The organism is Massilia sp. MS-15 (assembly GCF_020176695.1).
GTDB lineage: Bacteria > Pseudomonadota > Gammaproteobacteria > Burkholderiales > Burkholderiaceae_D > Telluria > Telluria hydrophila.
The window spans coordinates 17,664-30,948 of the sequence record NZ_JAIWIA010000040.1 but is presented as its reverse complement, the minus strand read 5'-3'; the positions used below and the strand labels follow the sequence as shown (position 1 = coordinate 30,948).

11 protein-coding genes are annotated in these 13,285 nt (G+C 66.9%); 8 read left to right on the top strand and 3 right to left on the bottom strand.

The genetic code is table 11. From position 1 onward, the window contains the following. Positions 1-54 precede the first annotated feature (54 nt). The 8 genes from dnaK to LCI23_RS16055 all read left to right on the top strand — a co-directional run bounded on the left by dnaK (position 55) and on the right by LCI23_RS16055 (position 10,415). Positions 55-1,992 carry a molecular chaperone DnaK gene (gene dnaK, locus LCI23_RS16090; protein WP_224947462.1) on the top strand — a complete coding sequence of 646 codons (1,938 nt, stop codon included), beginning with the start codon at positions 55-57 and terminating at the stop codon, positions 1,990-1,992. Positions 1,993-2,121: 129 nt separating this feature from the next. After that, positions 2,122-3,249 carry a molecular chaperone DnaJ gene (gene dnaJ / locus LCI23_RS16085; protein WP_224947461.1) on the top strand — a complete coding sequence of 376 codons (1,128 nt, stop codon included), beginning with the start codon at positions 2,122-2,124 and terminating at the stop codon, positions 3,247-3,249. 207 nt (positions 3,250-3,456) lie between these two features. Then, a complete protein-coding gene (gene can / locus LCI23_RS16080; protein ID WP_224947460.1) occupies positions 3,457-4,152 on the top strand; it encodes a carbonate dehydratase in 696 nt (231 codons plus the stop codon). After that, the gene (locus tag LCI23_RS16075) at positions 4,130-4,498 is read left to right on the top strand and encodes a nucleotide pyrophosphohydrolase (RefSeq protein ID WP_224947459.1); all 369 of its coding nucleotides are present in this window, start codon (positions 4,130-4,132) and stop codon (positions 4,496-4,498) included. Before can ends, LCI23_RS16075 begins: the two co-directional genes overlap by 23 nt. Before the next feature lie 160 nt (positions 4,499-4,658). Continuing rightward, positions 4,659-6,287 carry a S41 family peptidase gene (locus LCI23_RS16070; protein WP_224947458.1) on the top strand — a complete coding sequence of 543 codons (1,629 nt, stop codon included), beginning with the start codon at positions 4,659-4,661 and terminating at the stop codon, positions 6,285-6,287. A 349-nt stretch (positions 6,288-6,636) separates the two neighbouring features. Beyond that, entirely contained in the window at positions 6,637-7,407 is a 771-nt protein-coding gene (locus LCI23_RS16065) for a gamma-glutamyl-gamma-aminobutyrate hydrolase family protein (protein WP_224947457.1), read from the top strand. A gap of 139 nt (positions 7,408-7,546) precedes the next feature. Then, a complete protein-coding gene (locus LCI23_RS16060; RefSeq protein WP_224947456.1) occupies positions 7,547-8,917 on the top strand; it encodes a glutamine synthetase family protein in 1,371 nt (456 codons plus the stop codon). Between the two features lie 43 nt (positions 8,918-8,960). Then, the gene (locus LCI23_RS16055) at positions 8,961-10,415 is read left to right on the top strand and encodes an aspartate aminotransferase family protein (RefSeq protein WP_224947455.1); all 1,455 of its coding nucleotides are present in this window, start codon (positions 8,961-8,963) and stop codon (positions 10,413-10,415) included. A gap of 17 nt (positions 10,416-10,432) precedes the next feature. On the opposite strand, the gene LCI23_RS16050 is transcribed toward LCI23_RS16055, so the two are convergent. From LCI23_RS16050 to LCI23_RS16040, 3 genes are all read right to left on the bottom strand, one after another. Then, on the bottom strand, positions 10,433-10,897 hold the full coding sequence (locus LCI23_RS16050) for a hypothetical protein (protein ID WP_224947454.1): 465 nt from the start codon (positions 10,895-10,897) through the stop codon (positions 10,433-10,435). 16 nt (positions 10,898-10,913) lie between these two features. After that, positions 10,914-11,627 (bottom strand): hypothetical protein, encoded by a 714-nt coding sequence (locus LCI23_RS16045; protein ID WP_224947453.1) that lies wholly within the window; start codon positions 11,625-11,627, stop codon positions 10,914-10,916. A gap of 84 nt (positions 11,628-11,711) precedes the next feature. Then, complete coding sequence (locus LCI23_RS16040) at positions 11,712-13,172, bottom strand: sodium:solute symporter family protein (protein ID WP_224947452.1); 1,461 nt, start codon at positions 13,170-13,172, stop codon at positions 11,712-11,714. Positions 13,173-13,285: the final 113 nt, after the last annotated feature.

Below are 13,285 nucleotides of genomic sequence, written 5' to 3'. Positions count from 1 at the left end.
GTTTTTCCCAATATTGAATCCATCCGAAACTACAGCATTTAAAAGGAAAACAACATGGGCAAGATCATCGGTATTGACCTGGGAACCACCAACTCCTGCGTCGCCATCATGGAAAATGGCCAGCCTAAGGTCATCGAGAACGCGGAAGGCGCGCGCACCACGCCGTCGATCATCGCGTACCAGGAAGACGGCGAGATCCTCGTCGGCGCGCCGGCCAAGCGCCAGGCCGTCACCAACCCGAAGAACACCCTGTTCGCGGTCAAGCGCCTGATCGGCCGCAAGTTCTCCGAGAAGGAAGTCCAGAAGGACATCTCGCTGATGCCTTACTCGATCATGCAAGCCGACAACGGCGACGCATGGGTCGGCGTGCGCGACAAGAAGCTGGCGCCGCCACAGATCTCGGCTGAAGTCCTGCGCAAGATGAAGAAGACCGCCGAAGACTACCTCGGCGAAGAAGTCACCGAAGCGGTCATCACCGTGCCGGCCTACTTCAACGACTCGCAGCGCCAGGCGACCAAGGACGCCGGCCGCATCGCGGGCCTGGACGTCAAGCGCATCATCAACGAGCCGACCGCGGCCGCGCTGGCATTCGGCCTGGACAAGACCGACAAGGGCGACCGCAAGATCGCCGTGTACGACCTCGGCGGCGGCACCTTCGACGTGTCGATCATCGAGATCGCGGACGTGGACGGCGAAAAGCAGTTCGAAGTGCTGTCGACCAACGGCGACACCTTCCTGGGCGGCGAAGACTTCGACCAGCGCGTGATCGACTACATCATCGACGAGTTCAAGAAGATCAACGGCCTCGACCTGTCGAAGGACCCGATCGCCCTGCAGCGCATCAAGGCCTCGGCCGAGCGCGCCAAGATCGAGCTGTCGTCCTCGCAGCAGACCGAGATCAACGAGCCCTACATCGCGATGGCGAACGGCGCGCCGGTCCACCTGAACCTGAAGATCACCCGCGCCAAGCTGGAAGCCCTGGTGGAAGAGCTGATCGCCAAGACCATCGAGCCGTGCCGCGTCGCCATCAAGGACGCCGGCGTCAAGGTCTCGGACATCGACGACATCATCCTGGTCGGCGGCATGACCCGCATGCCGAAGGTGCAGGAGAAGGTCAAGGAGTTCTTCGGCAAGGATCCGCGCAAGGACGTCAACCCGGACGAAGCCGTCGCCGTCGGCGCTGCGATTCAAGGTTCGGTCCTGTCGGGCGAGCGCAAGGACCTGCTGCTGCTGGACGTGACCCCGCTGTCGCTGGGTATCGAAACCCTGGGTGGCGTGATGACCAAGATGATCCACAAGAACACCACGATCCCGACCAAGTTCTCGCAGGTGTTCTCGACCGCCGACGACAACCAGCCGGCCGTGACCATCAAGGTCTACCAGGGCGAGCGTGAAATCGCAGCGGGCAACAAGAGCCTGGGCGAGTTCAATCTCGAAGGCATCCCGCCGGCAGCGCGCGGCACCCCGCAGATCGAAGTGACCTTCGACATCGACGCCAACGGCATCCTGCACGTGGGCGCGAAGGACAAGGCCACCGGCAAGGAAAACAAGATCACCATCAAGGCCAATTCGGGCCTGTCGGAAGAAGAAATCCAGAAGATGGTGAAGGATGCCGAGCTGAACGCGGAAGAGGACAAGAAGGTCAAGGAACTGGCCGAAGCCCGTAACCAGGGCGACGCGCTGGTGCACTCGACCAGGAAGTCCCTGACCGAATACGGCGACAAGCTGGAAGCCGGCGAGAAGGAAAAGATCGAAGCGGCGATCGCCGACCTGGAAGGCGCGATCAAGAGCGGCGACAAGGCGGATATCGACGCCAAGACCGCGGCCCTGTCGAGCGCGTCCCAGAAGCTGGGCGAGAAGATGTACGCCGACATGCAGGCGCAGCAGGCCGGCGCGGCCGGTGGCCAGGCGGGCGGCGAATCGGCCGGCCAGCAGCCGCAGCAGGACGACGTGGTCGACGCCGACTTCAAGGAAGTGAAAGACGCGAAGTAATCGCTGGCGGGGGCGGGGTGACCCTCCGTCCCCGGCCAGGGAACCGCCGAGCCGCTGCGACCATCAGGTTCCCCGGCTCGGTTTTTTTGCAACCACCGTTTTACAAGTTCAACAAGCAAGGTGCCGCCAATGGCAAAGCGTGATTTTTACGAGATCCTCGGGGTCGCCAAGAACGCGTCGGAAGACGACATCAAGAAGGCCTATCGCAAGCTTGCGATGAAATACCATCCTGACCGCAACCCCGACAACAAGGAAGCGGAAGAGAAGTTCAAGGAGGTCAAGGAAGCCTACGAGATGCTGACCAATCCGGAAAAACGCGAGGCCTATGACCGCTACGGTCACGCCGGCGTGGACCCGAACATGGGCGGCGGCGGCTTCGGCGCGGGCGCGGGCGGCTTCGGCGATGCCTTCGGCGACATCTTCGGCGACATCTTCGGCGGCGGCCGCGGCCGCGGCGGCGGCGGCCCGCAGGTCTACCGCGGCGCCGACCTGCGCTACAACCTCGAGATCACCCTGGAGCAGGCGGCGCACGGCTACGAGACCACGATCCGCGTGCCGAGCTGGGACAAGTGCGACACCTGCCATGGCAGCGGCGCCAAGCCGGGCACCCAGCCGGTCACCTGCACCACCTGCGCCGGCCATGGCCAGGTGCGCATGCAGCAGGGCTTCTTCAGCATCCAGCAGACCTGCCCGAAGTGCCACGGCAGCGGCAAGATCATCCCGGAACCCTGCGCGGCCTGCGGTGGCGCCGGACGCATCAAGCGCAACAAGACGCTGGAGGTGAAGATCCCGGCCGGCATCGACAACGGCATGCGCATCCGCTCGACCGGCAACGGCGAGCCGGGCACGAACGGCGGTCCACCGGGCGACCTGTACGTGGAGATCCACATCAAGCCGCACCAGGTATTCCAGCGCGAAGGCGACGACCTGCACTGCGAGATGCCGATCTCCTTCGCCAAGGCGGCATTGGGCGGCGAGATCGAAGTGCCCACGCTCACCGGCAAGGTCTCGTTCACGGTGCCCGAAGGGACGCAGACCGGCAAGACCTTCCGCCTCAAGGGCAAGGGAATCAAGGGCGTGCGCTCCGGCTACACGGGCGACCTGTTCTGCCACGTGGTGGTCGAGACGCCGGTCAAGCTGACCGACAAGCAGAAGGACCTGCTGCGCGAGTTCGAACGCATGACGAACGAGGGCGGGGCCAAGCACAGCCCGCAGAGCAAGGGCTGGATGGACAAGGTCAAGGATTTCTTCGAGTAAGAGCCTGGACCAGGAGAACCGCTGATGGCACATGCCTTCAGCGGTTTTTTTTTGCTTTCGCAGGGTGGGCGGGTCTTCCCGTCCACGCGTTCAAACGACGGTGCTGCTGCCCGTGCGTTCATTCAACTTCAACGATCACCGCGTGGGCGGAAATCCGCCCACCCTACTGGTATACTTCCTCTATTCAGCACGCATCAGGGAGAAAAATTGGATAACAAGACGACGGGCGTGAGCGCCGAAGAGCTCTTCGCACGCAACCGCAAATGGGCCGCTTCGATGGTGGCCGAAGACCCGAACTTCTTCAAGGCGCTGTCGGAACAGCAGGCCCCGGAATACCTGTGGATCGGCTGTTCGGACAGCCGCGTGCCGGCCAACGAGCTGCTGGGCATGCTGCCGGGCGAGCTGTTCGTTCACCGCAACATCGCCAACGTGGTCGCCCACTCCGACCTGAACTGCCTGAGCGTCCTGCAGTTCGCGATCGACGTGCTGAAGGTCAAGCACATCATCCTGTGCGGCCACTACGGCTGCTCGGGCGTGGGCGCGGCGCTCACCGGCACCCGCGTCGGCATGGCCGACAACTGGCTGGGCCACGTGCGCGACGTGCGCGAGAAGCACGGCAAATACCTCGGCAACGTGGCCGGACGCGCCGCCGTCAACCGCCTGGTCGAGCTGAACGTGGCCGAGCAGGTGATCAACGTGGCGCAAACCACCATCGTGCGCGATGCCTGGGAACGCGGCCAGCCGCTGACCATCCACAGCTGGGTCTATGGCGTGCACGACGGCCTGCTGCGCGACCTCGGGATCACGGTCAGCAGCTACGACGAGATCGCGCCCAAGCTGGAGCGCGTGCTCAACGGCTACCTCGACGGCGACCAGGTCCGTGACGAACGCCGCGGCCAGTGACCTGGCCCGCCTGCGCGCGCTGGTCCGCACCTTCGTGGATGAGCGCGACTGGGACCAGTTCCACACGCCCAAGAACCTCGCCTGCGCGCTGAGCGTGGAAGCAGCCGAGCTGCTGGAACACTTCCAGTGGCTGCAGCACGGCCGCATCGAGGAACTCGGCGCGGACAAGCTGGTCCAGGTGCGCCACGAGATGGCCGACGTGCTGGTCTATCTCGTGCGCCTGGCCGACAAGCTGGAGGTCGACCTGTTCGCCGCGGTGCAGGAAAAGATGGTGCTCAACCGGGAAAAATACCCGGCCGAGCAGGTGCGCGGCGACGCGCGCAAGTATCACGAGTACAAGAAGTAGCCGCTGGCGCCTGTCCTCCTGCATGGCGCTAGCTTCCATTTCCGGTTCCTGCCAGCGTCGCACGCAGCCTGTTCCGCCAATCGCGCAGCCCGTCGCAATGTTCGGGGGCCGCGCCCCGGCCATGGGTAGAATCGCTGCCATTCGCTCATCAGGAGGATCCATGGTACGTCGCATCATCGCGGCCGCAGTCTTCGCGGCCTTGTCCGGAGCAGCCCTGGCGCAGGACGCGGGAGGACTGGAGGAGCGCGGCCGCGCCGCCTTCGCCGCCCAGCGCTACGCCGAAGCCGCCACCCTCTACCTGCAGGCGGCGCAGCACAGGCCGAACGGCGGCCTGCTGTACAACGCGGCCTGCGCCCAGGCGCTGGCCGGCGATGCGCAGGGCGCGATGGGAACGCTGCAGAAAGCCTTCGCGGCCGGCTGGGTGAACGCGCAGCACACCGCGCGCGACGACGACCTGGCACCGCTGCGGGGCGATCCGCGCTGGCAGCCGCTGCTGGCGGCGATGAAGGAGCGCGAGGCGCGCGATGCGCGCCTGTTCGATTCGCCCGCGCTGGCCACGTCCTACCGCGCCAACATCAGCGAAGACGAGAAGCTGGCCGGACTGTCCAAGTTCTGGTCCGAGGTGAAGTACAACTTCGTCTACGTCGACAAGCTCAAGGAGCTCGACTGGGACCGCCTGTACCTGGAAACCATCCCCAAGGTGCGCGCCACCACCTCCACCGCCGAGTACTACCAGGTACTGATGGCGCTGTGCGCGAAGCTGCAGGACGGGCATACGAACATCTATCCGGGGCCCGAGCTGGGCGATGCCATGGCGCGCCCGCTGCTGGCCACCCACCTGGTCGAGGGAAGGGTACTGGTACGCGAGGTGTTCGACCCGGCGCTGGCCGCCGCCGGCGTCGTGCCAGGCAGCGAGATCCTGGAAGTCGACGGCGAGCCGGTCAGGGCCTATGCCGAACGCGCCATCCAGCCTTACGTGAGCGCCTCCACGCCGCAGGACCTGGAGCGCCGCGTGTACGGCTACCAGTTCCTGGTGGGCCCGCGCGACAAGGCGCCCCAGGTGCGCTTCGGGAATGCCGACGGCAAGCGCTTCGTGCTGCCGGTGCGCCGCGTGGACCGCGATAGCCATGCCAGGGCGACCGGCAGCCGGGCACCGTTCGAGCTGCGCAAGCTGCCGGGGGATGTCACCTACGTCGCCCTGAACAGCTTCGGCGACAGCCGCGCCGCCGACGCCTTCCTGGCCGCCTTCGAGCAGGTGGCGTCGGGCCGGGCGCTGGTGATCGACCTGCGCAACAACGGCGGCGGCAATTCGAACGAAGGCTACCGCGTGCTGGCCACGCTCACCGGCGAGCCCTTCGCCACCAGCAAGTGGTCGACCCGCCAGTACCTGCCGACCTACCGCGCCTGGAAGCGCCCGCTGCCGGACTTCGAAAGCCGCGCCGGCAGCTGGCAGCCGGATGGCAAACGCCACTTCCGCGGCCCGGTGGCGGTGCTGACCTCGGGCGGCACCTATTCGGCGGCGGAAGACTTCATGGTGGCCTACGAGAACATGCGGCGCGGTCCGATCGTGGGCGAGCCGACCGGCGGCAGCACCGGCCAGCCGCTGCTGGTAAGCCTGCCGGGCGGCGGCATGGCGCGCATCTGCACCAAGGCCGACACCCATCCGGACGGCCGGGCCTGGGTTGGCCACGGCATCCAGCCGACCGTGCGCGTGGCGCCCACCGTGGCGGACCTGCGCCGCGGCCGCGATACGGTGCTGGAAGCGGCCCTCAAGACACTCAAGCACTAAGCTCCCCCCAGCGCGTGCCGGCCGCCAGCATTCGCCTGGCGGCCCGCTTGCCGTATTTTCCTCCCAGCCGTGCGCATCGGCGCACACGAGGCCGCCCCACCATTGGTGAAATATTATTTCATTACAATGGCAATAATGAAATAATCTTTCACGCCTGCCCGGCTACCGTGTTGGCATGCCGTTCCAGTTGCCGTTATGCTTTTGCTATGGAATGCGTTTCGGGCCATGCGGCTGGACGCGCACCCTCTGCGTTGCGCCACGCCGCACCGGCGCATCCGTTCTGAACAGTATCCGCGCCCGGACCGGCATGCCACACCCTGGTTTCGCGCACCACGACAAGGTAGAGCCCATGCGTCCCATCGTCATCGTTCCCGCCTGCACCCGTGATTTCGGCGAACATCCGTATCACGCCGCCCAGTACAAGTATGTCGACGCCGTCGTTCTCGGTGCCGAATGCGCGCCGATGATCCTGCCTTCGCTTGGCGCCGCGCTCGACCTGGAAACGGTGCTCGCCCTGTGCGACGGCATCATGCTGACCGGCTCGGCCTCCAACGTCCATCCCAGCTACTATTCGGAAGAAGTGCTCGACCCCACGCTGCCGCAGGACCCGGCGCGCGACCAGACCACGCTGCCGCTGATCCGCGAGGCGGTCCGGCGCGGCATTCCGATCATCGCGATCTGCCGCGGCTTCCAGGAGATGAACGTGGCCCTGGGCGGCAGCCTGCACCAGGCGGTGCAGACGGTGGCCGGCAAGTTCGACCACCGCGAGAACCCGGAACTCGGCTTGGACGAGCAGTACGGCGACGCCCACAATGTCAGCATCACGCCCGGCGGCTGCCTGGAACGCATGCTGGGCCAGTCCGAGATCCCCGTGAACTCGCTGCACGGCCAGGGCGTCAACGAACTCGCGCCCGGCCTGCGCGTCGAAGCGGTGGCGGAGGACGGCCTGGTCGAAGCCTTCTCGGTCGCCACCGCGCCCGGCTTCACGCTGGCGCTGCAGTGGCATCCGGAATGGCGCATCCAGCACAACCCGTATTCGATGAAGATGTTCGGCGCCTTCGGCGACGCCTGCCGCGCCTACCAGGCGCGCAAGGGCACACCGGCCCGGAGTTCCGCATGAACATGCTCGCCGCGCACCTGGGCGCCAGCGCCAGGCCGTCGCGGGCCGGCGCCGTTCCATAGCTGAACCGCCCCATGCGCGCGGCGCATCCGGCCAGGCCGGACTTGCGCCTCCTTCCGAACCAGACACGAGGCAAATCATGGCAATCCGCGACAATTTTTCTTACACCGACATGGAGGAGTGGCTCAACGCGAAACGGGTCACCGAGATCGAATGCCTGGTCCCCGACCTGACCGGCGTGGCCCGGGGCAAGATCCTCCCCCGCATCAAGTTCACCGAAGACCGCGGCATGCGCATCCCCGAAGTGGTGCTGGGCATGACCGTCACCGGCAACACCCCGGAGCGTGACGATTCCTACAACCGCGCCATCGCCGCCACCGACCGCGACATGATCCTGAAGGCCGACCCGACCACCATCACCATGGTGCCATGGGCGGTCGATCCCACCGCGCAGGTGATCCACGACTGCTATTTCGCCGATGGCCAGCTGGTCGACTTCGCCCCGCGCAGCGTGCTGCGGCGCGTGCTGGGCCTGTATGCGAAGAAGGGCTGGAAGCCGGTGGTGGCGCCCGAGCTCGAGTTCTACCTCACGGCCAAGAACATCGATCCGAATCTGCCGCTGTCCTCGCCGGTCGGCCGCAGCGGCCGCGCCGAGACCAGCCGCCAGGTGTACAGCATCGACGCCGTCAACGAGTTCGACCCGCTGTTCGAGGACATCTATGACTACTGCGAGCTGATGAGCCTCGATGTCGACACCCTGATCCACGAGATCGGCGCCGGCCAGATGGAGATCAACTTCCTGCACGGCGACCCGCTCGGCCTGGCCGACAAGGTGTTCTACTTCAAGCGCACCCTGCGTGAGGCCGCGCTCAAGCACGAGATGTACGCCACCTTCATGGCCAAGCCGATGGCCAACGAACCGGGATCGGCGATGCACGTGCACCAGAGCGTGGTCGACCTGGAAACCGGCCGCAACATCTTCAGCAACCCGGACGGCAGCGCGGCGCCATCGTTCCGCCATTACATCGGCGGCCTGCAGCGCTACATGCCGTCTGCGATGGCGATCGTCGCGCCCTACGTGAACTCGTACCGCCGCATCGTGCGCCACACGGCGGCGCCGATCAACCTGCAGTGGGGCATGGACAACCGCACAGTGGGCTTCCGGGTACCGGTGTCCGGCGCCCAGGACCGGCGCGTCGAGAACCGCGTGATCGGTGCCGACGCCAATCCCTACCTGGCGCTGGCGGTGACCCTGGCCTGCGGCTACCTCGGCATGCAGGACGCGGTGGAGCCGAGCCAGATGGTGGAGGGCAGCGCCTACGACATGCCGGTCGAGCTGCCGCAGGGCCTGTCGGAAGCGATCACGCTGCTGCGCCGCGAGGACCGCCTGCGCGACGTGCTGGGCGAACGCTTCATCGACGTCTACTCCGCGGTGAAGGACCTCGAGCACCAGGAGTTCATGCGCGTGATCAGCCCGTGGGAGCGCGAGCACCTGCTGCTGCACGTTTGAGGAAACGCGCCCGTTCCGGGCCACGCGAGAAAGGGAGCCGATCATGAGCATCACTACCCCGCTTGCTTCGCTGCGCGCCGGCGCGCCGGAGACACCCGCAGAGCCCGAGACCTTCGACACCCGCGAGCTGCAGCGGCTCGACAGCGCGCACTATCTGCACCCGTTCACCGACCACGCCGCGCTGCGTGCGCGCGGCGCGCGCGTGATCGTGCGCGGCGACGGCATCTACCTGTGGGATTCGGAGGGCAGGCGGATCATCGACGGCATGGCCGGCCTGTGGTGCGTGAACGCCGGCTACGGCCGCGCCAGCATCGCCGATGCCGTCCATGCGCAGCTGCTGCAGCTGCCCTTCTATAACAGCTTCTTCAACACCACCAACGTGCCGGCTTTGCGGCTGGCGGCGCTGCTGGCCGAACTGTCCCCGGGCGCCGCCTTCCAGCACGTGTTCTTCACCGGCAGCGGCTCGGAAGCGAACGACACCGTGCTGCGCATGGTGCGCCGCTACTGGCAGCTGGCCGGGCAGCCGCAGCGCGACATCCTGATCGGTCGCCGCAACGGCTACCACGGCTCCACCGTGGCCGCGGCCTCGCTCGGCGGCATGGCCGGCATGCATGCGCAGGGCGGCTTGCCGATTCCCGGCATCCACCACATCGGCCAGCCCAGCTATGCCGAGGGCGGGCGCGGCATGAGCGAGGCCGCCTTCGGCCTGGCGGCAGCCGGCTGGCTCGAGGACAAGATCCTGGAACTGGGGCCGGAACGGGTGGCCGCCTTCATCGGCGAACCGGTGCAGGGCGCGGGCGGCGTGATCATCCCGCCCGCCACCTACTGGCCCGAAATCCGGCGCATCTGCGACAAGTACGGCGTCTTGCTGGTATCGGACGAAGTGATCTGCGGCTTCGGGCGCCTGGGGCGCTGGTTCGGCTGCGAACTGATGGGCTTCCAGCCGGACCTGATCGCGTTTGCCAAGGGTGTCACCTCGGGCTATGTCCCGCTGGGCGGGGTGCTGGTGGGGGCGCGCGTGGCGCAGCTGCTGGCCGAGCAGGGCGGCGAGTTTCAGCACGGCTTCACCTATTCCGGCCATCCGGCCGCCTGCGCGGCGGCGCTGGAGAACATCCGCATCCTGCGCGCCGAAGGCCTGGTGGAACGGGTGGCCCAGGAAACGGGACCCTGGCTGAAGGCCTGCTTCGCGTCCCTGGCCACGCATCCGCTGGTGGGGCATGCCGAGACCTGCGGCCTGGCGGCGGCGCTGACCCTGGTGCGCAGCAAGGGCGCCGGCGTGCACGACGGCGCACCGTTCGCGCCGCAGCAGGCGGTGGGCATGCTGTGCCGGAAGCACATGTTCGACAACGGCATCATCATGCGCGCGGTGGGCGAGCGCATGATCGTGGCGCCGCCGCTATCGATCACCACCGCGCAGATCGACGAGATGGCGGAGCGGATCCGCGCCTGCCTCGACCTGACCCTGGACGAGGTGACAGCGCGCGGCTGGATGGCCTGAGCCGGGCCGGGCCCGCGCTACGCTTGCGGCAGCGGGCGCCCGCGCAGCCGGAAACGCCTGCGCAGCCCGAAGGGCCGCGCGACCCCTTTCGGATCGCAGAAGGGCAGGGCCAGGGCGTCGTGCTCGAGCAGCTGCAGTTCCCAGGCGATGCCGCCGATGAAGGAAAAGCGCAGGCTGTCGGGCGGCGCCAGCACCAGGTCCGCGAAGTGGCCGGTGCTGTACATGGCGCCCAGCCTGGCGCAGTCGAGCAGGCGCCAGCCGGCGTCGAACAGGTAGATGCGCAGGCTGTCCTCGAAGGGAATCGCATCGGTGACGAACAGCAGGAAGCAGCCCTTCCACTGGAGCGCCGCTTCCAGCACCTCGCCGGTCACGATCTGTCCGGTGTCGCGGCCGTCGGCAAGGATGGCGCTGCGCGCGAGCCGCTGCTCCGACCACGGACTGGCCAGGCGCAGGGACACATCGGTGGCGTCGAGCAGGTGCACGGCGTGCGGATCGTTGTCAGAGAAGGCTGATGCCGAAGGCGCTCAGGGCGCCACCCACGAAGGCGCCCACGCTGACGCACACGGGCGCGCCGGGACCGCACGCGAGTCCGGCCAGCGCCCCGCCCGCGATGCCGCCGCCGATGCCGGCGCCGGTCAGGGCCAGTTCCCGCGTGGCGGTGGCCACCCTGTCGGCGGAGGTGGCGATGCTGTAGGCGGACAGGGCCAGCGACAGCAGGAGCAGGCCGCGCCCCGCATATGACAGGCGCGCCATCGCACGCGTCACCGCCGGATTCGACTTGCCGGCGGACGCCACGATATTCGCATAGATCGTGTTCTTCTGCGACGCGGACAGCGTGGAAAACGTGGCGTGCGGGCCGTGCAGGCGCCGGGTCTGGCTGGCGACCAGTTCATTCAGCGAATACCCCTGCGACTTGAGCTGCTGGGCCATCGAGCGCCCCACTGGCGTGCTGCGGCTGCGTACCACTTCCATGATCAGGTTGCGCGTCTGCTGCGCTTCCTGAGCCGCCCCCTGCCAGGTGAGCCTGCCGGCCAGCGCCTCGCTGCGCAGGCCATCGGCCATCTTCCGGATTTCGCGGGCATAGGCCGCCCGCGCGTGGGCATCGATGCCCAGGTGCGCGCCCAGGTTGGCAAGCTGCGCTTCCAGTGACTGGATCGCAGCGTCGAAGGCGATGCGGTCCGCTGGGGCGGGGGTTCGGTCCGGCTGTGCCATGGCATGTCCTCGCGTAGGGTGGAGGCATGCAGCGTAGCCGAGGCCGCCGGACGGCGGCTTGCGCGGGCGTAAGCGCGCGCCGCGTCAGGCGCCCGCGGCGATGTGCCTGGTCGGCTCGCCGCCGTTCCTGAACAGCTGCGGGGCCAGCGAGCCGGCGAACATGCCGGCGAAGGCCGCCACCAGCCCGGCCAGCTGGCCCGGGAAGTGCTCGCCCCAGGTGGTCACGCCCTCGAAGAACAGCAGCCACACCACGATGCCCGCCGCGATCGAGACGATCGCGCCCTGGGTGGTGGCGCGCTTCCAGTACAGGCCCATCACCAGCGGCACGAAGGCGCCCACCAGCGTCACCTGGTAGGCGCTCGACACCAGCTCGTAGATCGAGGTGCCTTCCATGGCGATCGCATACAGGAGCACCATGGTCGCGAAGATCACGATGGTGATGCGCATCGCGAGCAGGCGCTGCCTGTCGTTCATGCCGGGCTTCAGGTTCTGCAGGATGTTCTCGACGAAGCTGGTCGACGGCGCCAGCAGGGTGGCCGAGGAGGTGCTCTTGATCGCCGACAGCAGGGCGCCGAAGAACAGGATCTGCATCACCAGCGGCATCTTGGTCATGATGAAGGTCGGCAGCAGGCGCTGGTAGTCGTTCTGGGCGATCTCCATGGCCGAATTGCCCATCACGACCACGGCCGCGGCGACGATGAACATCGGCACGAAGGCGAACAGGATGTAGCTGGCGCCGCCGATCACGGCGCCGGTGCGCGCGGTCGGGGCATCCTTGGCCGACATCACGCGCTGGAACACGTCCTGCTGCGGAATCGAGCCGAACATCATGGTCACGGCCGCGCCCACGAAGAAGGCGATGTCGGTGAAGCTGGGCTCCGGCAGCACGCGCCACAGGTCGGCCTGCTGGGCCATCGCGAGTACCTTGTCGGCGCCGCCGGCCAGGTCGGCCGCGAACACGGCGATGATGCTCATGCCGACCACCAGCACGATCATCTGGACGAAGTCGGTGATCGCCACCGCCAGGAAGCCGCCCACCACCACGTAGATCAGCACGGCCAGGGTGCCGACCAGCATGCCCATGGCCGGCGACATCGCGCCGCCCGTCAGCACCGTGAACACCAGGCCCAGCGCGGTGATCTGCGCCGCCACCCAGCCCAGGTAGCTCAGGATGATCGCCAGCGAGCAGAAGATCTCGATGCCCTTGCCGTAGCGCTGGCGGTAGTCGCCGCCGATGGTGAGCAGATTGAGCTTATAAAGCTTCGAGGCGAAGAACAGCCCGACGAGAATGAGGCACATGCCGGCCCCGAACGGATCCTCGATGATGGCGTTCAGGCCGCCCTGCACGAACTTGGCCGGCACGCCCATCACGGTCTCGGCGCCGAACCAGGTGGCGAAGGTGGTGGTGATCACCATGACGAGCGGCAGGCTGCGGCCGGCCACGGCGAAGTCGGCGGTATTCTTGATCCGCGTGCCCGCCCACATCCCCAGAGCCAGCGTGCCGAGCAGGTAAAGCGCGACGAAAACGATCAGGGTGGTATTCATGCGGTGGATGCTCCGGCGGGAGAAAATTGTGAGACGGAAAATCCGCGATTATAAATGCAGAATTCGGTGCCAGGATCAACTTTGCTAGTATTTGGCATCGAGTGTTGCTCAAC

Excerpts from the sequence above, each read along its gene's own strand:
- dnaJ (WP_224947461.1), top strand. The coding sequence starts at position 2,122 with ATGGCAAAGCGTGATTTTTACGAGATCCTCGGGGTCGCCAAGAACGCG.
- LCI23_RS16065 (WP_224947457.1), top strand. The coding sequence starts at position 6,637 with ATGCGTCCCATCGTCATCGTTCCCGCCTGCACCCGTGATTTCGGCGAA.
- LCI23_RS16055 (WP_224947455.1), top strand. The coding sequence starts at position 8,961 with ATGAGCATCACTACCCCGCTTGCTTCGCTGCGCGCCGGCGCGCCGGAG.
- LCI23_RS16070 (WP_224947458.1), top strand. The coding sequence starts at position 4,659 with ATGGTACGTCGCATCATCGCGGCCGCAGTCTTCGCGGCCTTGTCCGGA.
- LCI23_RS16040 (WP_224947452.1), bottom strand. The coding sequence starts at position 13,172 with ATGAATACCACCCTGATCGTTTTCGTCGCGCTTTACCTGCTCGGCACG.
- dnaK (WP_224947462.1), top strand. The coding sequence starts at position 55 with ATGGGCAAGATCATCGGTATTGACCTGGGAACCACCAACTCCTGCGTC.
- LCI23_RS16060 (WP_224947456.1), top strand. The coding sequence starts at position 7,547 with ATGGCAATCCGCGACAATTTTTCTTACACCGACATGGAGGAGTGGCTC.
- LCI23_RS16045 (WP_224947453.1), bottom strand. The coding sequence starts at position 11,627 with ATGGCACAGCCGGACCGAACCCCCGCCCCAGCGGACCGCATCGCCTTC.